Annotated in this window: 18 protein-coding genes; 14 read left to right on the forward strand and 4 right to left on the reverse strand. The window is 64.1% G+C overall.

Translation table 11 applies throughout. The features are described 5' to 3' along the window. Nucleotides 1-389: 389 nt before the first annotated feature. The 14 genes from VH569_RS30190 to VH569_RS30255 all read left to right on the forward strand — a co-directional run bounded on the left by VH569_RS30190 (nt 390) and on the right by VH569_RS30255 (nt 18,590). Entirely contained in the window at nt 390-1,115 is a 726-nt protein-coding gene (locus VH569_RS30190) for a response regulator (protein WP_423320361.1), read from the forward strand. Continuing rightward, nucleotides 1,112-2,458, forward strand: coding sequence for an ATP-binding protein (locus VH569_RS30195; protein ID WP_149226141.1), 1,347 nt, complete (start codon nt 1,112-1,114; stop codon nt 2,456-2,458). The genes VH569_RS30190 and VH569_RS30195 overlap by 4 nt, the downstream gene beginning before the upstream one ends. Before the next feature lie 688 nt (nt 2,459-3,146). Beyond that, nucleotides 3,147-4,418 carry a TolC family protein gene (locus VH569_RS30200; protein ID WP_423320364.1) on the forward strand — a complete coding sequence of 424 codons (1,272 nt, stop codon included), beginning with the start codon at nt 3,147-3,149 and terminating at the stop codon, nt 4,416-4,418. After that, on the forward strand, nt 4,415-5,812 hold the full coding sequence (locus tag VH569_RS30205; protein ID WP_423320366.1) for an efflux RND transporter periplasmic adaptor subunit: 1,398 nt from the start codon (nt 4,415-4,417) through the stop codon (nt 5,810-5,812). The genes VH569_RS30200 and VH569_RS30205 overlap by 4 nt, the downstream gene beginning before the upstream one ends. A 19-nt stretch (nt 5,813-5,831) precedes the next feature. Beyond that, the gene (locus VH569_RS30210; RefSeq protein ID WP_423320367.1) at nt 5,832-9,020 is read left to right on the forward strand and encodes an efflux RND transporter permease subunit; all 3,189 of its coding nucleotides are present in this window, start codon (nt 5,832-5,834) and stop codon (nt 9,018-9,020) included. Further along, nucleotides 9,010-9,354, forward strand: coding sequence for a copper-binding protein (locus VH569_RS30215; protein WP_423320369.1), 345 nt, complete (start codon nt 9,010-9,012; stop codon nt 9,352-9,354). Before VH569_RS30210 ends, VH569_RS30215 begins: the two co-directional genes overlap by 11 nt. A 157-nt stretch (nt 9,355-9,511) precedes the next feature. Beyond that, on the forward strand, nt 9,512-9,970 hold the full coding sequence (locus VH569_RS30220) for a DUF411 domain-containing protein (protein WP_423320371.1): 459 nt from the start codon (nt 9,512-9,514) through the stop codon (nt 9,968-9,970). Nucleotides 9,971-11,216: 1,246 nt separating this feature from the next. After that, nucleotides 11,217-11,483 carry a DUF2933 domain-containing protein gene (locus VH569_RS30225; protein ID WP_149226131.1) on the forward strand — a complete coding sequence of 89 codons (267 nt, stop codon included), beginning with the start codon at nt 11,217-11,219 and terminating at the stop codon, nt 11,481-11,483. Then, nucleotides 11,480-12,157, forward strand: a complete 678-nt coding sequence (locus VH569_RS30230; protein WP_423320372.1) for a methyltransferase family protein — start codon at nt 11,480-11,482, stop codon at nt 12,155-12,157. The genes VH569_RS30225 and VH569_RS30230 overlap by 4 nt, the downstream gene beginning before the upstream one ends. 196 nt (nt 12,158-12,353) lie before the next feature. After that, nucleotides 12,354-13,616 carry an ABC transporter ATP-binding protein gene (locus VH569_RS30235; RefSeq protein WP_423320374.1) on the forward strand — a complete coding sequence of 421 codons (1,263 nt, stop codon included), beginning with the start codon at nt 12,354-12,356 and terminating at the stop codon, nt 13,614-13,616. Between the two features lie 85 nt (nt 13,617-13,701). Next, complete coding sequence (locus VH569_RS30240) at nt 13,702-14,568, forward strand: hypothetical protein (RefSeq protein WP_423320376.1); 867 nt, start codon at nt 13,702-13,704, stop codon at nt 14,566-14,568. Between the two features lie 24 nt (nt 14,569-14,592). Beyond that, nucleotides 14,593-15,561, forward strand: a complete 969-nt coding sequence (locus VH569_RS30245; protein WP_423320378.1) for a zinc metalloprotease HtpX — start codon at nt 14,593-14,595, stop codon at nt 15,559-15,561. Between the two features lie 8 nt (nt 15,562-15,569). Further along, nucleotides 15,570-16,037, forward strand: a complete 468-nt coding sequence (locus VH569_RS30250) for a c-type cytochrome (RefSeq protein ID WP_423320380.1) — start codon at nt 15,570-15,572, stop codon at nt 16,035-16,037. A 153-nt stretch (nt 16,038-16,190) separates the two neighbouring features. Then, nucleotides 16,191-18,590 (forward strand): heavy metal translocating P-type ATPase, encoded by a 2,400-nt coding sequence (locus tag VH569_RS30255; protein ID WP_423320383.1) that lies wholly within the window; start codon nt 16,191-16,193, stop codon nt 18,588-18,590. Between the two features lie 75 nt (nt 18,591-18,665). Here the strand turns inward: VH569_RS30255 and VH569_RS30260 are convergent, their stop codons facing one another. The 4 genes from VH569_RS30260 to VH569_RS30275 all read right to left on the reverse strand — a co-directional run bounded on the left by VH569_RS30260 (nt 18,666) and on the right by VH569_RS30275 (nt 21,120). Continuing rightward, nucleotides 18,666-19,433 carry a YkgJ family cysteine cluster protein gene (locus VH569_RS30260; protein ID WP_423320385.1) on the reverse strand — a complete coding sequence of 256 codons (768 nt, stop codon included), beginning with the start codon at nt 19,431-19,433 and terminating at the stop codon, nt 18,666-18,668. Between the two features lie 16 nt (nt 19,434-19,449). Further along, the gene (locus VH569_RS30265; protein WP_423320387.1) at nt 19,450-19,923 is read right to left on the reverse strand and encodes a YchJ family protein; all 474 of its coding nucleotides are present in this window, start codon (nt 19,921-19,923) and stop codon (nt 19,450-19,452) included. A gap of 31 nt (nt 19,924-19,954) precedes the next feature. Continuing rightward, nucleotides 19,955-20,380, reverse strand: coding sequence for a YqaA family protein (locus tag VH569_RS30270; RefSeq protein ID WP_423320388.1), 426 nt, complete (start codon nt 20,378-20,380; stop codon nt 19,955-19,957). Between the two features lie 68 nt (nt 20,381-20,448). Then, nucleotides 20,449-21,120, reverse strand: a complete 672-nt coding sequence (locus tag VH569_RS30275) for a hypothetical protein (RefSeq protein ID WP_423320390.1) — start codon at nt 21,118-21,120, stop codon at nt 20,449-20,451. Nucleotides 21,121-21,122: the final 2 nt, after the last annotated feature.

Here is a 21,122-nt window from a genome sequence, read left to right on the forward strand (position 1 = left end):
GGCTTCCGTTGTAAAACATGCAGGGATGGACCACCATTCTACCGGCACTATCGGACGTCTCGGCAAATCGCCGTTCGTCAGGAAGATCTCTGCCCGAGATGGTGGTTGTGCCGATACCTGGACTACTGACGTGTGGTTGCTCTCAACGGCGACGGAAAGCCGTCGCTGCGGTTCCTTCGGGCTGGCGCCAGCTTCAGCATCTTGTCATCCGTACGTGAAATTGCTCAAAACAATCTGTTACCATGGCCGAGCACCACCAGTCGCCCTGTCTGAACACAAGGACAACACACGTGGTTCGGGCAAAGCCGGATTGCCAGACTGCATACCGGTCGGCCATCTGTCAGCGCCAGGGAGATTGTACCGCCACTGCTTCCGGACCGCGATTTGCTATGAATTCCACACCTCATATCCTGATCGTCGATGATCACCAGGAAATCCGTGACCTCCTCAGTCGCTTTTTCCTCCGTCACGGGCTCCAGGCGACGGCGTGCGCCGACGGTATGGAGATGCGGCGCATGATTGGCTGTACCCGCGTCGACCTCATAATTCTCGACCTGATGCTACCTGGCGATGACGGACTTACCCTCTGCCGTGAGCTTCGTGCCCCAGGCTCGGTTCACCGTGACCTGCCAATCATCATGCTCACAGCCATGAGTGATGACGCCGATAGGATTTCCGGATTGGAAATCGGCGCCGACGATTATGTTCTCAAGCCATTCAATCCCCGCGAGCTGCTTGCGCGGATCAAGGCGGTTCTTCGACGGACATCCTCACCGGGTGTGGATGTTGTCTCCTCACCGAAGGCCATACATTTTGCCGGTTGGACCTTGAACCTGACGCGACGCGAGTTGCTGTCCCCGGAGGGCGCCATCGTCGCCCTCACCGGCGCCGAATATGACCTGCTGTTGACCTTTGCAGAGCGCCCAAATCAGGTTCTTGGCCGTGACAAGCTGCTCGAACTTGCCCGAAACCGGCTTCATGCCTACGACCGCAGCGTCGATGTCCAAGTCAGTCGCCTGCGGCGCAAGCTGGGGGATGACGTCTCGGCCCATCCTCTGATTAAAACCGTCAGGGGAGCCGGCTACGTCCTCACCGTGGAGGTTCAGCGATCATGAGCGCTCTTGGGCCGATATTCCGCCGGATGTTGCCGGATACCATCACAGGCCGGGCTGTCGCCATTCTTCTGGTGGCGCTCACGCTGTCGCACTTGGTGAGTATGTGGTGGTACCAGACACGGCTGTCCGACCAAGCCGACCTGGCTGACGAACGGATCGCTGCTGAACGCATCGCTGCGGTTAAGCGAACCGTGATTCTGGTTCCACCAGACGATCGGGAGAAGACGGCCCATCTTCACTCCGGTCGGGGCCTTGACGTTCATTGGAGCGCCATTCCACTGGTACAGCAGGATCGCTCTCCTGATGAGAGGCTGGACCTGCTGACACGCCGGCTGCAGCAGTTGGTTCCCGACCTCGACGAAGAGGGGTTGCGCGTAGCTTATGGCGCGAAGAACGACGGGGCAGACCATGTGATGCAGGTCTCAGTGCAGCTCCCCGACGAAAGTTGGATCAATGCACGGGTAACGACCCTCGGGTCTGCAGCCATAGCCGACTCCCATCTGCTGGTGCCGACCGCCCTCATGGCTCTGGCGATCTTTGCTGTGTCGGTGTTCCTGGTGCGCGTCTGCACCGCCGAGTTCAAGGCACTGACCAGGGCGGCCCGGCGTCTCGGAGTGGACGTCAGCGCACCGCCGCTGCCGGTTCGAGGCCCTGAGGAGGTGCGGGAGGCCGCACAAGCGTTCAATGAAATGCAGGAGCGCATTCGTAGCCTGCTGACCGACCGAACGCAGATGCTGGCGGCTGTTTCTCACGACCTGCGCACGCCGATCACGACGATCCGCCTACGCGCCGAATTCCTTGAGGAGGGAGAGGAACGTGATCGGATTTTGGCTCAGCTGGATGAGATGGAGGAGATGGTATCGGCAACCCTTTCTTTCCTCCGCGATGACAGGGGGCGTGAAGAGGCCAAGGTGTTGCACATCGGTGCGTTGCTTGAAACGATCTGCAACGATCTGTCGGACACCGGACGTCCAGTAAGCTACGACGGCCCCGCCGATGTGACGTTCCAGGGGCGGCCGGTTGCGCTGAAGCGCGCTTTGATCAATCTGATCGACAATGCGGTAAAATATGGTGGTCAGGCCATGGTATCGCTGAGGGCGCACCAAGATCGTGTGGTTATTTGGATAGAAGACGAGGGGCCAGGCATCCCTGAAGGTGAATTTGAGAGAGTCTTTGGCCCGTTCTACCGAATCGAAGCCTCGCGCAACCGTGCAACCGGAGGCTTTGGATTGGGATTGACCGTCGCTCGTTCTGTCATCAAAGCCCATGGCGGTGAAATTACTCTCATCAACCTGCCAAACTCAGGCTTACGGGCAGAGGTCTCGCTGCCCAGGGTGATCTAACCGGGACAGGCGGGGAACGTCCGGAGGAGCCCCTGCTCAACGCGACCCATCCGTGTCGCCTCCCCGGTGCGGAAAGCAAAACGCCAACCCCTTGCGAATTCGGATGAGGACGTTGATCAAGATCAACGCCGACCCTGGCCAACTCTGGTGCAATGCGTGAGGCTCATGGGGTAAATTCGTTTTACCCCGCGCCACGTGGAGATGCAGATGCGGGTGGTCCGCAACTTGTTGACGGCATTGACGCTGACCCTCGCCCTGCTGATCGGTGTGGCGGGCGGTGCGGTGGCGCATGCCGTCATGGCCGACCACCATGACGCGACTCCGGTCAGCACAGACCAGGGGGCCGCAGTCAACGAATCCCAACGCCCCTGTGGCGACTGCCCCGATAGAGCGGAGCCGCGTGGCATGCCCATGGCGACACCCTGCTGCCCGGGGCTGGCACTGCCGATGCGCTCCGAGGTGTTGCACACCAGATCCGTCGACTGTGTGGTGTGGCATCCGAGCCGGGCTCACGCTCCCGCCGCTCGTCTCATTGCACCGGAGCCGCCCCCTCCCAAGTCCGTTTGACGGTTGCAATCCGCTCTGCCGCGCCGCTTGCCGGCCGGCAGCTGCTATCGTCCTCACGTGATTTGAAGGAGCCCGTCTGCCTCCAGCGCTACGCGCAGAGGGGCAAGGGCAAGGCATAGCCATGATCAATCGACGTTATCCAGGGCGACCGCTCACCGTGGCCGCCACGGCGCTCGTCCTGCTGCTGACAGGCGCGGCGGCTTCGGCCGCCGAGCATGACAGGACAATCACCCAGCTCATCGAAACCGCTCGCCGCATGAACCCAGAAGCGGCGGCGACCGCCCTCGAGACCGATGCCGCGACAGCGCGTATCACATCGGCCGGGGCGCTGGATGACCCCAAATTCAAGGTCGAGCTTGAACTGCCACGCAGCGGGTCCGGCTACCTGCCGCGCTACCGCGCCGGGCAGGAGCTGTATCAGGTCCGCCAGATGTTCCCGTTGTGGGGCAAGCGCGACCTGAAGCGCGAAATCGCATCCGCCGACAGCCGCAAGGCAGCCGCCGCCCAGGCCGAGGTCGCCAATCAGATCGCCTACCGCGTCAAGGTTGCCTACGCCGAGTACCACGCGGCCCATCTGGCGGCCGACGAGACACGCAAGCTGCTTGGAACCGTCCGGCGCTTGTCCGACCTGGCGCGCGCCCGCTACGCTCAGGGCCCTGGCAAGCAGCAGGACATCACCGGCGCCAACGCCGAAGCCGGCGCGCTGACCGCCGAGCTCGCGCGCATGGATGCCGACCGCCATCGCGCCCAGGTGCGGATCAACGGCCTGCTGGCCCGCTCGCCCGAAACACCCTTGCCGGCGAAGCCTCTGCCCCGGCTGGTGCCGCCGCTGCAAACCCTGTCAGCCGACGCGCTGGTGGATCGCGCACGCGCCGACTTCCCGGCGGTCCGTGCCCAATTGGCCCAGATCGATTCGGCCGAAGGGACCCGCCGCCTCGCTGAGAAGAACGGCTATCCTGACGTCGAGCTGGGCCTTGGCGCGATGCGGCGAGACGGCCGCTTCGACGGCTACCAGGCGATGGTCGAGTTCAATATTCCGCTCTATGGCGATCGTCGGCAAGCCGAGCAGCGCGAGGCCGCGTCAATGGCCGGCGCGGCGCGGGCGAAGCTGGAGCAAATCCGCCTCGACGTCGCCACCGACGTGCATGAGGCCTACGTCATGCTGGCCGCCGTCAAGGAGCGCAAGCGCATCGTGCGGGAGATCACCCTGCCGCAGGCGCGCATCGCCCTGGAAGCCGCCACCCGCGGCTACGAGCTGTCGCGCGAGGAGTTCGCCAACCTCCTGCTGGCCGAGCAGACGCTGCGCCGCGCGCTGGTCGAATCCGTGAATGTGACATTCGAGGAGCAGGTCCGGCTCGCCGAGATCGAGCGCCTGATCGGAGGTGAATTGTGAACCGCTCCCCAGCCCTACTCGTCGTCCTGATGGCCGGCACCATTGTCGCCGGAATGCCAGCTTTCGCACAGTCCTCCGCTGGAGCCAGCCATGCCGGTCACGGCGCTCCTGCCGCGGCACAGCCCGCCGGAGCGGGCAAGGTCCTGTATTACCGCAACCCCATGGGCCTGCCCGACACCTCCCCAGTGCCGAAGAGGGACAGCATGGGGATGGAGTATGTGCCGGTCTACGAGGGGGAAGCTGCTCCGGTATCGGTAGCCGCGCCGGCGCAGAACCCGGCCGGTCCGCGCAAGATTCTGTATTACCGCAACCCGATGGGCCTTCCGGACACCTCCGCGGTTCCGAAGAAGGACCCGATGGGCATGGACTACGTGCCCGTTTATGAGGGCGAGGACAGCGCGTCGGGGACTGTTACCATCAGCTCTGACAAGGTCCAGAAGCTTGGCGTACGCACCGATGCCGCGATGCGGCGGGCGATCTCCCGCCAGGTTCGGGCGGTCGGCACCGTGCAGGTTGACGAACGCCGCCTCTTCGTCGTCGCGCCGAAGTTTGAGGCCTGGATCGAGAGACTGCTGGTCGATACCACCGGCGACACCGTCCGCAAGGGCCAGCCGCTGATGGAGGTCTACAGTCCCGAGCTGGTCCTGGCCCAGCAGGAATACCTCGTCGCCCGGCAGGGCGGTGCCCAGCTCGCCGAAGCTTCGCTCCAGCGCCTGCGCAACCTTGATGTCCCCGAGGAGGAGATCGACCGGCTGCGCAAGACCGGCAAGGCGTCACGGACTCTGACCTACCGCGCGGCCGCTGGCGGCGTGGTGCTGGAGAAGTCGGCCGTGCGCGGCATGCGCTTCATGCCCGGCGAAGCGCTCTACCGTATCGCCGACCTGACGCACGTCTGGCTGGTCGCCGACGTGTTCGAGCAGGACCTCGGTTACGTCAAGCCGGGCCAGGACGTCGACGTCACCGTCAACTCGCTGCCGGGCAAGACCTTCACTGGCAAGGTCAGCTTCGTCTACCCGACCCTGACGGCGGAGAGCCGTACCGGCAAGGTGCGTGTCGAACTGCCCAACGCAGACGGCCTGCTCAAGCCGAACCTCTACGCCACCGTGCACCTGAACGCCGACCTCGGCGCCATGGCCAGGCTGGCCGTACCGGACTCCGCACTGCTCGACACCGGCAAACGGCAAGCAGTCCTGGTCGAGATCGGCGAAGGCCGCTACGAGCCGCGCGACGTCAAGGCCGGCGCCCGTGCCGACGGTTACGTCCAGATCCTCGCCGGGCTGGAGGAGGGTGAACGCGTGGTGGTGCGCGCCAACTTCCTAATCGACTCCGAGAGCAACCTGCGTGCGGCCCTGAGCGCCTTCGGCGGCAGCGGCGGCCAGCATCAGCAGCATTAGGCTGGCGGAGGGTACCCCCATGATCGCCGCTATCATCCATTGGTCCGCGCGCAACGTCGCGTTGGTCCTGCTCAGCACACTGTTTCTGATCGCTGCCGGCCTCTATTCGGTGTCTCGCATTCCCTTGGATGCGCTGCCGGATCTCTCCGACGTTCAAGTCATCCTCTACACCGATTACCCCGGCCAAGCGCCGCAGGTGGTTGAGGACCAGGTCACCTATCCGCTCACCACCGCCATGCTCAGCGTGCCCAAGTCGAAGGTGGTGCGTGGCTTCTCGTTCTTCGGCGCCTCCTTCGTCTACGTCATCTTCGAGGACGGTACAGACATCTACTGGGCGCGCTCGCGCGTCCTGGAGTATCTGAACTTCGCCGCCAAGCGACTGCCCAACGGCGTCACCCCGACGCTGGGGCCGGACGCCACCGGCGTCGGTTGGGTCTACCAGTACGTTGTGCTCGCCAAGGACCGCACGCTGGCCGAGCTGCGCACGCTGCAGGACTGGTACCTGCGCTACCAGCTGACCAAGGCCGAGGGCGTGGCCGAGGTCGCCAGCGTCGGCGGCTTCGTCCAGCAGTACCAAGTGGTCGTCGACCCCCAGAAGCTGCAAGCCTATGGCGTGCCGTTGGCCAAGATCGCCCAGGCCATCCGGACTTCCAATCAAGACGTCGGCGGCCGCGTCGTCGAGATGGCGGAAACCGAGTACGTGGTGCGCGGGCGGGGCTACCTGCGCGGTATCAAGGACATCGAGGAGATCGTTCTCAAGGTCGACCGCGGTACGCCGATCCTGCTGCGCGATGTGGCACGGGTCGAGATTGGACCGGACGAGCGTCGCGGCCTCACCGAACTGAACGGTGAAGGCGAGGTGGTCAGCGGCGTCGCGCTCCAGCGCTACGGCCAGAACGCCCTGAGCGTCATCCAGAGCGTCAAGGACAAGCTGGCCGAGCTGAAGGCCGGCCTTCCGGAAGGCGTCAGCATCGAGAGCGTCTATGACCGCTCCGAGCTGATCCTGCGGGCGGTGGAGAACCTCAAGGGCACGCTGATCGAGGAGAGCGTCATCGTCGCGCTCGTCTGCATCGTCTTCCTGTTGCATGTCCGCAGCGCGCTGGTCGCTATCGTCACCCTGCCGGTCGGCGTGCTGATCGCCATCATGGTGATGGACGCCATGGGCATGACCTCGAACATCATGAGCCTGGGCGGCATCGCCATCGCCGTCGGCGCCATGGTCGATGCCTCCATCGTGATGATCGAGAACGCCCACAAGCGGCTGGAGCATGCGCCGCCAGACGCCAACCGGGCCAAGGTGCTGATCGACGCGGCGGTGGAGGTCGGACCGGCGCTGTTCTTCAGCCTGCTGGTGATCACCGTCTCCTTCCTGCCGGTGTTCACGCTGGAGGCGCAGGAGGGGCGGCTGTTCAAGCCGTTGGCCTTCACCAAGACCTTCGCCATGGCGGGTGCCGCGTTCCTGTCGATCACGCTGGTGCCGGTGCTGATGATGCTCTTCGTTCGCGGCCGCATCATTCCCGAGCGCAAGAACCCGGTGAACCGCGCTCTCATTTGGCTTTACCGGCCGATGATCCGGCTGGTGCTGCACGCCAAGATCCCAACCATTCTGATCGCGCTGGGGCTGTTGGGTTGGTCTGTGGTTCCGGCCTCCAAACTCGGCAGCGAGTTCATGCCGACGATCAACGAGGGTACGATCCTCTACATGCCGAGCACACTGCCCGGCCTCTCGATCACCAAGGCAGCCGAACTGCTTCAGACCCAGGACCGCATCCTCAAGAGCTTCCCCGAGGTGGGGTCGGTCTACGGCAAGGCCGGCCGTGCGGTCACCGCCACCGATCCGGCGCCCACCGAGATGTTCGAGACGGTCATCAACCTGAAGCCACAGGCCGAATGGCGACAGGGGATGACCTATGACAAGCTTGTGGCCGAAATGGACAAGGCAGTCCAGATGCCCGGCATCTCGAACGCCTGGACGATGCCGCTACGCGCCCGCATCGACATGCTCTCCACCGGCATCCGCACACCGATCGGCATCAAGGTGTTCGGCAAGGATCTGGAGGAGATGGAGCGGCTGGCCCGCGAGATCGAGGCGGTGGTCAAGCAGGTCCCCGGCACCACCAGTGCCTACGCCGAACGCATCGTCGGCGGCTTCTACCTGGAGATCGACCCGAACCGCGAGCAACTGGCCCGCTACGGCCTGACCGTCGGTGACCTGCAGGACACCATCCTGACGGCACTCGGCGGCGAGATGGTGACGACGACCGTCGAAGGCCGGGAGCGTTTCTCCGTGAACGTCCGCTACCCGCGCGAGCTGCGCAGCAACCCCGACGCCATTGCCAGCCGCATTCTGCTGCACCCGGAGGCCGGTGGGGCAATTCCGTTGGGCCAGCTTGCCTCGGTCCGGCTGACCAAGGGGCCGGCCACCGTGCGCACGGAGAACGCCTTGCTGTCCGCTTACATCTACGTTGATATCCGTGATCGCGACATCGGCGGCTACGTCGCCGACGCCCGCAAGGCGGTGGCCGAGCAGGTCCAGATGCCGGCCGGCTATTACGTCACCTGGAGCGGCCAGTTCGAGTACATGGAGCGGGCGGTGGAGAAGCTGAAGATCGTCATTCCGGTGACGATCGCCATCATCTTCCTACTGATGTACCTGAACTTCCGGCGCATCACCGAGACGCTCATCGTCATGCTGTCGCTGCCTTTCGCACTGGTCGGCGGCGTCTGGTACATGTCCCTGCTCGGCTTCAACCTGTCAGTGGCGGTGGCGGTCGGCTTCATCGCGCTTGCCGGTGTGGCTGCCGAGACCGGGGTAATCATGCTCATCTACCTCGACCATGCGCTGCAGGATATGAAGCGCCGTCGAGCGGCCGAGGGGCTGGCGATGACCAAAGCTGATCTCTACGAGGCCATCATGGAAGGTGCGGTCGAACGCGTGCGCCCGAAGATGATGACGGTCGTCGCCATTATGGCAGGCCTGCTGCCGATCATGTGGAGCCATGGCACCGGGTCGGAGGTGATGCAGCGCATCGCCGTGCCGATGATCGGCGGCATGATCTCCTCGACGGTGCTGACGCTTCTTGTGATCCCAGCCATCTACGCTCTGGTCAAGGCTCGCGAAGTGGGGCGCCCCGCAGGCGGCACGCCATTGCCAGCGGCAGAAGTCCCCAACCCCCAATCCAAAAAGGAGCTTGCCCATGTCGCGTAAGATTGCTCGTACTGCCTTGCTCGTGGCGGCCGCCTCGGTCTCTCCGGCAATCTCTTGGGCACAAATGGATCATAGCGGTCACGCCACCCAGACTGCCCAGCCGCAAGCAGCTGGCACGACCGGCAAGGTTAACGCCGTTGATCCGGCAAAGCGTGTGGTGAATCTCTCGCACGGCCCAATCGCGGCCCTGGGATGGCCGGCAATGACCATGGACTTTGCCGTCGCGTCGAGCGTTGACCTCAAGGCCTTGAGGCCGGGCGCGGAGGTCGCGTTCACCGTCGGAAAGGATGCTGCCGGCATGTACCGGATCGAGACACTTACCCCGAGGAAATAGGCTCATCCCCAAGCCCCCTCCCATCGACACGGTTTCGGTCCGATGCTGTGCCGACGGGACGGCACGATGATGTATGAGGACGGTCATGACAATGAGACGGCGGAAGAGGAAGCCGACGACCGCGTCACCTTATGCCCGAGGAGTGGTGTTGCAACGGATGAAGGCCGCACGCTGGGGCGGGCTGCTCGCCGTCGCCCTGGTGGGCTTCCATCTGACGGCAGGCCTGCCGCTCTTCGATGACGATCACGCCTCTGCCGCGGAACTCACAGTCTGGAAGTCATCCAGTTGCGATTGCTGTGGCAAATGGATCGAGCACATGCGGGCAGCAGGTTTTTCCGTACTCGTCCACGACACCCAGGACGTCCGATCGGTCAAGATCGCCCACGGGGTTCCGGAATCGCTGTGGTCCTGCCACACCGCTGTGCTCGATGGCTATGTCATTGAAGGGCACGTCCCGGCCGAGGACGTCCGACGGCTACAGGCGGGACCGTCCGGGAACAAAGGACTGGCCGTTCCAGGAATGCCCGCAAGCGCACCAGGCATGGACCAACCCGGCCAACCCTATCAGGTCGTGACCTTTGGGCCGAACGGGAGCGGCATCTATGCCAACCATTAGCAGCGAGGCTCACAGCGAGGACGTGCTTGTGACCGGCAGAATAGGCCTCGACACCGCTCCAGACCTGCGTGAACGCAGCGCAGGTCAAGCGCTGACTGAAACGGGAATGGACCTTGTTTCTCTTGCCCGGCACTTCCGCTATGCATTGGCGCAGCATGCCACATGCACGCGGCGGTCTCCGTCCGGCCGGCGCAACGAATGGACGTCTGCTGGCGCCCTTGCTAGACGAGGTCACCGCAGCACGACGATGCGGCATCCGCTGGCAAGTGATCGCGGTCGAACTTGCCAGGGCCGGCGTTCACAAACTGAGTGGAACTCCATTCTCCGCGGCGGATCTCCGCTCTTATGTGTGGCGCGCATCTCCTCGGAAGGAGTAAAGCCGAGGCGATGCTGGAGGTGTCGCACGCGTCACGAAGGCTCCGGTCAGCAACCGTCGGACTGCACATGGATGGCCTGTGGCTCTCGGGCAATTGACCGGGATCAATGCGCTTGGTACAGGATGCATTAGTATTGGCTGAGCATCGGACAGGCTGCGGTTCGCAGAGTGGCTGGAACCGCTGGATCGGTGGGTTCAGCATTGGGCGGCGCAGCCGGAACGACGAGGTGATCCGCCATGTGGCAGCGGACAAGGGTAGCAATTGGGAGGGTGGTCGTGAGCCTGCTGGTGCTGGCCACATTGCTCGCCTATGCCGCTCCGATCCAGGCGAACGCCCCATCGTTCTCCCCGGCCATGGGCACGCTAGCGCAAACGTCTGAACAGACAACTGCTGCGTTGATTTCTGTGATCGTGGAGGACGGGCACGCACTTTGTGGTGACATGGACCTCACCGGAGGCGCCTGCTGCAGCTCCGTGCAATGTGTGACGATGCATGGTGGTCTGCTCCCGGCTTCCTTCGAGCCACTTGCTCCGCTCTTGGTCGTCTCGCGCCCCATACCCTCCCTAGCGACACCTGACGGGATCGGCAGCGACCCCGCCCTTCGCCCTCCGCTCTGAAGTTCCGACATCACGAGTCCGTCCGCATCCGCTCAAGGGCCCGCTTCGGCGGAGGATGCCGACGTCTCAGCCTGACCTCTCGTCAGTGTGGCCGGACCTGCTAAGCAGCCAGCAGAAGACACTGACGGCGCGTCTCGAAGACTTGCGATCCCTTGAGACCGTTGGCAGGCCATTTATAACCGTGTTTCTGACGAGCGGAAGGCCACGGCCAACCAACTTTTCGCCAGCCCCTTATTGAGCGAGGAGGCGATGATGCATGATCATTCCCAGCATGATTCTGAACACCAGGCGCGTCTTCCCTGGTACAGGACTTGGATCGGTCTGGCTGGTCTTGGAACCGGTGCAGCTGCAGCTTTGTACCTGTCCCTCTACCATGTCACCCACGTCCTTGACGTGCTTCCGTTCCTGATACTGCTCCTCTGCCCGCTGATGCACCTTTTCATGCATGGCGGCCACGGCAGCAGCCACAGTGGCGGGCCGGATGAGCCCGGCACGCCGAACAAGGGGGACACCCCATGACACATGATGCTTCGGCTTACGGGTTGTGGCCGCTTGTCATCCTCAACTCGGCCATCTTCATCATCTTTGCCTTCAGCTTCGGAAAGCCTCAGTCGCGCCGCGACTGGCGCTCGTTCGGTGCATTCAGTGCTTTCATCGTGGCGCTGTTCACCGAGATGTACGGCATTCCGTTGACCATCTACCTGCTTTCGGGATGGCTGCAGACCCGCTATCCGGGAGTGGATCTGACGTCGCATGATGCCGGCCATCTTTGGTCGACCATCTTCGGATTCCAGGGCAACCCGCACTTCAACGTGCTGCATATCCTCAGCAATCTGTTCATCCTGGTGGGTTTCATCCTGCTTTCGGCAGCCTGGAAGGTACTTCACGCCGCTCAGCAGCAACACGGTCTTGCATCCACTGGCCCATATGCTTACGTCCGCCACCCACAATATGTGGCCTTTATGGCGATCCTGTTCGGTTTTCTGCTGCAATGGCCGACCATTCTGACGCTAACCATGTTTCCGCTGCTCATCCTCATGTATGTGCGGTTGGCTCATGCTGAGGAACGGGAGGCACGAGATGCCTTCGGCGCCAGGTACGAAGCCTATGCTGCCGCCACTCCGGCATGGCTGCCTTCTCCCATCGGGCACAGACCTGCCGGTTCCAAATCGGGTGGTGTAGCCCGCAGATAGGCCGGTGATGGGCGCAAACATGCACTGAGCCGCGCTTGTGCTCCGGCTGACTGATGAATACCCCACAAAGTGATGGGGTGAACGACACAAGCCTCCGTTCACCTCACTACGATGATCAACGGATGCCAGTGCGAAAGAACGCACCGTTCATCGGCTCTGGCGTCCCTAAGCGGAGCAGAAAAGCTCCGGGAATGACATGAATAGCATCTTCATGCAGGATAAAGTCCACCAGTTGAGCGACTGGATTCTTCACACGGTATTCCCCAGCCCCTACTGGTGGATACACGTTCTGATCCATGTCATCCTCGTAGTAGCGCCACTCGCTTTCCTTGGCCTGCTATTGACCTGGGTGGTGGGTATCGCCCGGCGTCGGCTGTCCGGCTGGCATCGGGAGATGCCGCTGGACGTGACCTCGCCCTTTCCGCCCAACATGTTCCTGTACATCCTCAAGTATACACGTCGGACGCAAGTGGCACTTCTTGCGGCAGCCCTGCTGTCATTACCGCTGCTCTATGCGGTGCTTGACCTCCCCAAACAAATCATCAACAAAGCACTCAGTTCTGAGGCCGAAACTGTTCTGGTTTCTGGATACGCGCTGAATCAATATGAGTTGCTTATCGTCTTGTGTGCCGTTTACCTTGCTGCTGTTCTGGCGAGCGGTGTGGTGAAATACGTTATCAATCTTCTCAAAGGACAGCTTGCCGAAGGAATGATGCGCCGCATGCGCTTCGCGGTGTTCCGCAGTTGGTCGCGTGGCAGGAGGCCATGTGACCATGCCCAGATCATCCCGTTGTTGGTACAGGAGGTCGAGCCGATCGCTGGGTTCTCCGGCGACACCTTTCTGACGCCTGTTCTGGAGGGAGGCACCTTCGCAACCATCCTGATCTTCATGGTTGTTCAGGATCCGGTGTTGGGCGCCGCCGCGCTCACGCTGGTCCCGCTACAGATCGCCCTGGTTCCGCGTCTACAACGCCGGGTCAGCGCCTTGGCGCGTGATCGCTCACGGGAACTACGCTCTTTCGGTGCCGCGGTGGCCGAAGCCTCTCCTCATCACCAGGAGAGTCGCCCTCGTCCTGTGCTAACGGTTGCACGCTCGCTAAAACGCATCCAAGCGATCCGGCTCGAAATCTATCGGCGCAAGTTTTTCATTAAGAGTTTAAACAACTTCATCGCACATCTCACTCCATTCTTCTTTTATACCATCGGGGGATATTTGGTGATTGAAGGTAGACTGTCCCTTGGTGCCTTGGTGGCAGCGCTCGCTGCCCACAAGGACATGTCGTCTCCACTTCGCGAACTCCTTGGCTACTATCAAACCATGGACGACGTTCGCGTGCGCTATGAGGATATCAGGCGCTTCCTAGGTGACCAGAACAAAGCCGAGCTGCCTCACGGGGCAGTTGCAGGTCCAAGCGCCAGCGACCCGCGGCCGCCGCTGGCCGGCGGATGTGCGATATGAGCCGCACGTTCGCCTGTGGCAGAGCATTATCATGCTACGGCAACCGGCGCCTCTTTACACAACTCTTTCAGCATGGAGATGCGCGATGTGCGCCGACAAGAAACTCACCGTGATCACCTCGGCGCTGATGCTTGGTATGATGCTCGTCGGACCGACTCAGGCTGCCGAAACCCTAAAGCTGTCCGAGGTGTCGCACCTGCATGGCATTGCGGTGGACCGGGAAGATTCATCCCGCCTGTATCTCGCCTCGCATCATGGCGTGTGGCTGACCAACTCCGACGGCACGGCGACCCGGGTCTCGGACAATTCGCATGACTACATGGGCTTCACGCCCAATCCGGCACAGTCCGGCACCTTCTTCGCCAGTGGTCATCCCGAGACTGGCGGGAACCTCGGCGTCCTCGTTTCGACGGACGGCGCCAAGACCTGGAAAGCGGTCTCGAAGGGCGTCAACGGGCCGGTGGACTTCCACTCGATGGACGCCAGCCCGGTCGATCCCAACGTGCTCTACGGCCACTACGGCAGCGTCCAGGTCAGCCGGGATGCTGGGAAGAGCTGGGAGGTCACCGGCAAGCCGCCTGCCGACATGTTCGACCTGGCAGCATCGGCCAAGGACGCGAATACCGTCTACGCTGCCACGCGCACCGGCTTGACGGTCAGCCGCGACGCCGGAAAAACTTGGCAGGCTGCCTATATGGTGGCGCGCCCTGCGACCATGGTCACAACGAGCAAGGACGGCACCGCCTACGCCTTCATGGTTGGCACCGGCCTGCTCAAGACAACCGAGCCAAGCTTGGCGTGGCAGCCGGTCAGCAACGGCTTCGGGGATGCGATACTGCTGCATCTCGCGGTCGATCCGATCAACCCTGAGCGGCTCTACGCCGTGACCGACAAGTCGGCCATCCTGGCCAGCCAGGATGGCGGCAAGACCTGGAAGCCGTTCCGGTTTTGATGGCCAACGCAGGGGTTGAGCACCATGCCGATGGTCCGTTTCAATGAACGGCAGCACCGCCGCGATAAGCTTCGGAACGCAGGGCAATCCATCTTGCTGGTGGGAAGCTTGGCGTTGCTCGCGGTGGCGATCGGCTGGCTGCTCGGCGGATGGTTCGGCGTCCTCTGGGCAGCCATCCTCATCGGTGCGACGGTAGTGTTCAGCCCGACTGTCTCACCGCACGCCGTTCTGGGTCTCTACGGAACTCGGCGGCTCAATCCTCACGACCTTCCGGAGATTCACCAGGTCATCCAGGTACTGGCCCAGCGCGCCGGGCTGCCAAGCGTTCCTGAGTTGCACTACTTCGCGACTCCGGTACCGAACGCTTTCACGGTCGGCTCCTCTCGCAGCAGCGCTATCATCCTGACCGATGGGCTGCTGCGTGCGATGACCCTGCGCGAACTGGCGGGGATTCTGGCCCACGAGGTCAGCCATGTCCGCAACCATGACCTCTGGATCATGGGTTTGGCCGACATTATCAGCCGGGTCACTGGGGCTATGGCGACCATCGGCGTCGTCCTGTTGCTCCTGAGCCTGCTGCAGATGGCGGAGCAGCACAGCAGTGTCCATTGGCCGCTGATCGCGCTTCTCTGGGGAGCGCCCACCATCAACACGCTCATTCAGCTTCAGCTGTCACGCACCCGGGAGTTCGACGCCGACCTTGATGCCGCCGCCCTGACTGGCGATCCGGAGGGGTTGGCCTCCGCCCTGGCGAAGCTCCAGCGATACGACCCCGGCTTCTGGGAACGTATTCTCTGGCCAGGACGGCGAAATCCGCATCCATCCGTGCTGCGCACCCATCCGGAACCCGAAGAGCGCATCGAGCGGCTGCTTTCGCTCCGACAGGCTAATGCAGCGCATCCCACCGTTGAAGCTCGGACGGTCGGACTCCCTACACATTGGACGCAGCCAACCCATCGGCCTCGTTGGCGCGTGTCCGGTCTCTGGCATTGAGGTTCACCATGCGGTTTCCTAAGAGGGCAGCAATTGGCATTGGCTTGGCCTTGGGCGCGGCCATTGTGGCAGCTGGCGTTGTTCTGTTCGCCGGTCCGAAAGGGGGCGCCGATCCGACCGACCCCACACAAGTCGCCCGCGGGAAGGTGGTGCACGCCGAACAGTGCGCGTCGTGCCATGGGGCTCGGCTCGAGGGCCAGCCGAACTGGCAGAGCCGCAAGCCCGACGGCCGTCTACCGGCGCCCCCTCATGACGCTTCCGGCCATACGTGGCACCACCCGGACGCGGATCTCTTCAAGATCACCAAGCAGGGCATCACGGCGTTCGCCCCGCCGGACTACAGCAGCGACATGCCTGCGTTCGGCCGCAGCTTGAGCGATGCCGACATCTGGGCAGTTCTCGCCTTCATCAAAAGCTCCTGGACGGAGGAGATCCGTCGCCGCCATGCCGCCATGAGCGAGCGGTCGAAGAAGTGAGGAGAGAAAGACCTCAGCCTGCACATCGGCATTGACCTTCCAGTTGCTGGAAGGGGGAGCATGGGTTTCGAAGTCGCCGCCACACCAGGAAGCGGGGGCGCCGCCGCGCAACACCGCGTTACCGACGCCGAGCCTGCGAAGGGAGAAGCGAACATGAACGACCTGCACCATGGCCATGGGCATCAGCCCGGACATGACCATTCTGGTCACCATCATCACGCAGGAGCCGACGACCATAGGACGGTCAAAGACCCTGTCTGCGGCATGATGGTCGCCCCGGAGCGGACCGCGCACCACGCGGAGCATGATGGGCACAGCTTCCACTTCTGCTCGGCGCGCTGCCACGACAAGTTCGTCGCCGCCCCGGAGCAATACCTGAAGTCGGAGGCCAAGCTCGCGGCGCCGGAGCGGGCCGGGCAGGCCTCGCCCCAGAAGGGGGTCATCTACACCTGCCCGATGCACCCGGAAATCCGGCAGGAGGGGCCAGGCAACTGCCCGATCTGCGGCATGGCCCTGGAACCGGTGGGTGCCAGCCTCGAAGAGGGGCCGAACCCGGAACTCGTCGACATGACCCGGCGCTTCTGGATCGGCCTGGTGCTCAGCGTGCCGCTGCTGGTCCTGGAGATGGGCAGCCACATTCCGGCCCTTGGCCTGCATGACCTGGTGCCGCCGCGCCTCTCCATCTGGATTCAGTTTCTGCTGGCGACGCCGGTCGTGCTGTGGGCCGGCTGGCCGCTGCTGGAGCGCGGCTGGCAGTCGTTCCGGCGGCGCAGCCTGAACATGTTCAGCCTGATCGCGCTCGGGGTCGGCGTTGCCTACCTCTTCAGCTTGGCCGCGACCTTCCTGCCCGGTCTTTTCCCGGCGAGCTTCCGGGGCATGGACGGGGTGGTGGCCGTCTACTACGAGGCCGCCGCTGTCATCACCGTGCTGGTGCTGCTCGGCCAGGTGCTGGAACTGCGCGCCCGCGAACAGACCGGTGGCGCCATCCGGGCGCTGCTGAACCTGGCGCCCAAGACGGCCCGCCGCATCAAGGAGAGCGGTGAGGATGAGGAGGTTCCCCTCGACCAAGTCCGAGTCGGCGACCGGCTGCGCGTCCGCCCTGGCGACGGGGTGCCGGTCGACGGCGAGGTGCTCGAGGGTGGCAGCGCCGTGGACGAGTCGATGGTCACCGGCGAGAGCATGCCAGTCGAGAAGGAGCCCGGCGCCAAGGTGATCGGCGGCACCGTGAACCAGACGGGCGCCTTGGTGATGCGGGCCGAGAAGGTCGGCTCCGACACCATGCTGTCGCGCATCGTGACCATGGTGGCCGAGGCGCAGCGCTCGCGCGCGCCCATCCAGCGGATGGCCGATGTGGTGTCCGGCTATTTCGTCCCGGCGGTCATCCTGGCCGCCCTCCTCGCCTTCGCCGGCTGGATGCTCTGGGGGCCGGCCCCCGCCTTCGCCTATGCGCTGATCGCGGCGGTCTCGGTCCTCATCATCGCGTGCCCCTGTGCCCTGGGGTTGGCGACGCCGATGTCGATCATGGTCGGGGTGGGAAAGGGAGCGACGGCCGGCGTGCTGATCAAGGACGCTGCGAGCCTGGAGCGGTTCGAGAAGGTCGACACGCTGGTGGTCGACAAGACCGGCACGCTGACCGAGGGAAAGCCACGGGTGACCGCAGTGGTCCCGGCGGCTGGTATCGACGAGGCGGAGCTTCTCTCCCTGGCAGCCAGTTTGGAGCGGTCAAGTGAGCATCCCCTGGCAGCTGCCATCGTCGCGTCCGCCAGGGAACGGGGGTTGGCTTTGCATGAGGTCGCCGACTTCGGCTCAGTGACCGGCAAGGGGGTGGTTGGGACGGTTGGCGGTCGCGAGGTCCTGCTCGGCAACGCGGCAATGATGCGGGACCGGGGCGTAGCCCTGGACGACCTGGATGCCCGTGCAGACGATCTCCGCCGGGAGGGTGCGACGGCGCTGTTCGCCGCGGTGGATGGTCGCCCCGGCGGCGTGATCGCGGTGGCCGATCCGATCAAGGCGAGCACGCCGCATGCCCTGGAAACGCTGCGCGCTGATGGCGTGCGCATTGTCATGCTGACCGGCGATAATCGGACCACCGCGGAGGCGGTGGCGCGCCGTCTGGGCATCGACGAGGTCGAGGCCGAGGTCCTGCCCGACCAGAAGCATCAGGTCGTGCGGAAGCTGAAGGCGGAGGGCCGCGTGGTCGCCATGGCGGGTGACGGCGTCAACGATGCTCCCGCACTCGCCGAAGCGGACGTCGGGGTCGCCATGGGCACCGGCACCGAGGTGGCGATCCAGAGTGCTGGCGTGACGCTGGTGAAGGGCGACCTCGCCGGCATCGCCCGGGCCCGGGTGCTGAGCCGTGCCACCATGGACAACATCCGCCAGAACCTGTTCCTGGCCTTCGTCTACAATGCGCTCGGGGTGCCGGTGGCGGCCGGCGTCTTCTATCCTCTGTTCGGCTGGACGCTGAGCCCGATCATCGCGGCCGCCGCCATGGCGCTGAGTTCGGTGTCGGTCATCGGCAATGCGTTGCGCTTGCGGATGACGAGCCTGTAGGCGCAGGTCCATCACTGGCGATCGGCTTTGCCCACAGACCGGCTATGATCCGCGCTCACATAGTGGCCGACGATCTCAGGCGGGCTTACGCCGCGCTAAACTCTCCATTTCCTTGGCCCATCCGCTGTAGTTGCGATGATAGTCGCGCAGTGCCGGATCGCCCTTCGTCCGCTCCGCCATCGCCTGGAACAAGGGGGCCTGGGCCGCGGCAATTTCCGCGGCATCCGGCCGGCGGGTGGCGGTGAGGAAGGAGGACAGGCTGGTGGCCAGGTTGCCGCCGGTCGGCTTGGCCGCCAGCTTCGCCAGCTCGTCGACGATCCACGGCATGTATTTCAGCACATAGTCGGCGTAGCGCTGGATCACCGGCGCCTGGTCGAGCAGGTCGTCCCGCTCATGGTCGAAATCCGCACGGTCGAGGATTGCGTGGTTGCTGTAGACCACCGGCGCCGCCGCAGAGATGTCGCATTGCCAGCCCTTTCGCGGGATCAGCAGGTCGGCCTGGTCCTTCTCCTCGCGGTAGGGGTAGAAGGGCATGGTGCGGCAGCGCGACGGTTTGTCGTCATGGATGCCGCACAGCCCATCCTCCTGCAGCTCTGGACAGGGGTAGGAGGTCGGCAGATAGGCGGTCGGCACGATCAGCACCGCCACCGTTTTGCGGTTGGGCAGGCGCACCGTGGCGCCCAGCCTGGTCGCCAGCTCGTAGGAGCGGGCGTTCGCCCGCACCGGCGTCCACACCATCGCCAGCGGAAAGCGGCCGGCATGGGCGACGGCGTCCTTCAGCGTCAGCGGCAGCCAGCCGTGACAGCACTTGCCGCAGGCGGTGCAGGAGAAACGCGGTTCCATGGCGGTGTCCCTCCACTCACTTGCCGCAGCAGGCTTTGTATTTCTTGCCCGACCCGCAGGGACAGGGCTCGTTGCGCCCGACCTTGACCACGCGGCGCGGTTCCCCCTTCGGGTTCACCTCGCCGCTGACATAGAGCCACCGCCCGTCCTCCTGGCGGAAGCTCGCCCGCTCGTGGTGGCGCATATCGTTGCCGTCCCGGCGGAAATGGATCTGGAACTCGACCGTTCCGACATCCCCCTCCTCGCTGGCGCGCAGGACGTCGAGCCGCTGCCACTCCGACTCGTCCGCCACCCGTTCGGCTTCGCCACGGTTGAAGTCGTCGCGGATTTCCGGCGCGTGGGTGCGCTCGACATGGTCCAGGTCATGGCGGACGAAGGCGGTGTAGCGTGACCGCATCAGGGCTTCAGCGGTCGGCGCCGGGTCTCCGGCCAGGATGGGACCACAGCACTCTTCGAAGGAGCGGCCGGAACCGCAGGGGCAAGACGACATGATTGGTCCTCGGTTGCACGCAATAGGGGACTTAGACAGCGACCACCAGCGCCACGTAACGGGCAGCCTTCCCGATGGTCACCAACAGCAGGAACACGCAGAAATTCTCCCGCAGGACGCCGGCGACCAGGGTCAACGGGTCGCCGATGAAGGGAGCCCAGGCCAGCAGCAGCGACCACACCCCCCATTTCTGGTACCAGGCGGTGGCGCGGTCGATCAGCGACGCCTTGATCGGAAACCAGCGCCGGTTACTGAAGTGGATCAGATAGCGGCCGAGCAGCCAGTTCACCACCGATCCCAGCACATTGCCGACGGTGGCGACGAGCACCAGCGTCAGCGTCGAATGGGTCTCGGCCATGTGCATGCCGGCCAGCACCACCTCCGACTGGGCCGGTAGGATCGTCGCGGCCAGCAGCGCGGCGCTGAACAGGCCGGCCAGCCCGGCGAAATCGTCCATGTGGCATCCGAGAGCATGGCGGCAAAAGGCGGGGCCGGCGCCTGGCGGCACAGGCCCCGCCCATGGGCTCACTTCACGCGCTTGAGGTCGCTGTAGGCGCCGCTGGCGGTCAGGGTGATGGTGACGGGCACATCACCACGGTTGCGCCAGAACCAGCCATGATGGCCATCGAAGGCGGCCGTCAGCACGCCGTCGTCGCCGGCGACGCCGCGGCCCTTCTTGTAGCTGTGTGTCGCGTTCGGATTGCCGGTCGGCTCGCCATGGGTGTCATGGTTGACCGTCCCACCCTCGGACTTCCAGCTATAGGTCAGCCTCGCATCCTTGGTCATCACCGCCTTGACCTCGGCCCCTTCGCCGGGCTTCAGCGTGACCTTCACCGTGTCGGACTGGGTGGCCTGTGCGACCTGCGCCGGCAGCGTCTGCGCGGCGGCCGGCGAGACGACCAGGCCAGCTAGGAGGGTGCCGATCGCCTCCAGGTCGAAGCTCTGCTTGCCGTCCGGGGCCGCCCCTTGGGCACCGCGGCGGTCCGCCTCGGCTTCCTCCTGGAGCTGGACCTTGATCTCACCCATCTGGGTCAGACCGAGTACCCGGCCGAGGCCGGTGGGGTCGATGCCGTGTTCGGCCGGCAGCACGGCGGTGACCAGCAGGACCGCGGCGATCGCCGCGGCGATCGCGGTGGAGCGCAGCAGCTGGGTCGAGGACGGCAGTTCGGACACAGGGGGAATGTTGGCGTTGAACATGG

The organism is Azospirillum sp. 11R-A (genome assembly GCF_049472615.1).
GTDB lineage: Bacteria > Pseudomonadota > Alphaproteobacteria > Azospirillales > Azospirillaceae > Azospirillum > Azospirillum palustre.

What these genes read in the sequence shown, in the direction of transcription:
- VH569_RS30190 (WP_423320361.1), top strand. Translation starts at nt 390, where the DNA reads ATGAATTCCACACCTCATATCCTGATCGTCGATGATCACCAGGAAATC.
- VH569_RS30195 (WP_149226141.1), top strand. Translation starts at nt 1,112, where the DNA reads ATGAGCGCTCTTGGGCCGATATTCCGCCGGATGTTGCCGGATACCATC.
- VH569_RS30200 (WP_423320364.1), top strand. Translation starts at nt 3,147, where the DNA reads ATGATCAATCGACGTTATCCAGGGCGACCGCTCACCGTGGCCGCCACG.
- VH569_RS30210 (WP_423320367.1), top strand. Translation starts at nt 5,832, where the DNA reads ATGATCGCCGCTATCATCCATTGGTCCGCGCGCAACGTCGCGTTGGTC.
- VH569_RS30215 (WP_423320369.1), top strand. Translation starts at nt 9,010, where the DNA reads ATGTCGCGTAAGATTGCTCGTACTGCCTTGCTCGTGGCGGCCGCCTCG.
- VH569_RS30220 (WP_423320371.1), top strand. Translation starts at nt 9,512, where the DNA reads ATGAAGGCCGCACGCTGGGGCGGGCTGCTCGCCGTCGCCCTGGTGGGC.
- VH569_RS30225 (WP_149226131.1), top strand. Translation starts at nt 11,217, where the DNA reads ATGCATGATCATTCCCAGCATGATTCTGAACACCAGGCGCGTCTTCCC.
- VH569_RS30230 (WP_423320372.1), top strand. Translation starts at nt 11,480, where the DNA reads ATGACACATGATGCTTCGGCTTACGGGTTGTGGCCGCTTGTCATCCTC.
- VH569_RS30235 (WP_423320374.1), top strand. Translation starts at nt 12,354, where the DNA reads ATGAATAGCATCTTCATGCAGGATAAAGTCCACCAGTTGAGCGACTGG.
- VH569_RS30240 (WP_423320376.1), top strand. Translation starts at nt 13,702, where the DNA reads ATGTGCGCCGACAAGAAACTCACCGTGATCACCTCGGCGCTGATGCTT.
- VH569_RS30245 (WP_423320378.1), top strand. Translation starts at nt 14,593, where the DNA reads ATGCCGATGGTCCGTTTCAATGAACGGCAGCACCGCCGCGATAAGCTT.
- VH569_RS30250 (WP_423320380.1), top strand. Translation starts at nt 15,570, where the DNA reads ATGCGGTTTCCTAAGAGGGCAGCAATTGGCATTGGCTTGGCCTTGGGC.
- VH569_RS30255 (WP_423320383.1), top strand. Translation starts at nt 16,191, where the DNA reads ATGAACGACCTGCACCATGGCCATGGGCATCAGCCCGGACATGACCAT.
- VH569_RS30260 (WP_423320385.1), bottom strand. Translation starts at nt 19,433, where the DNA reads ATGGAACCGCGTTTCTCCTGCACCGCCTGCGGCAAGTGCTGTCACGGC.
- VH569_RS30265 (WP_423320387.1), bottom strand. Translation starts at nt 19,923, where the DNA reads ATGTCGTCTTGCCCCTGCGGTTCCGGCCGCTCCTTCGAAGAGTGCTGT.
- VH569_RS30270 (WP_423320388.1), bottom strand. Translation starts at nt 20,380, where the DNA reads ATGGACGATTTCGCCGGGCTGGCCGGCCTGTTCAGCGCCGCGCTGCTG.
- VH569_RS30275 (WP_423320390.1), bottom strand. Translation starts at nt 21,120, where the DNA reads ATGTTCAACGCCAACATTCCCCCTGTGTCCGAACTGCCGTCCTCGACC.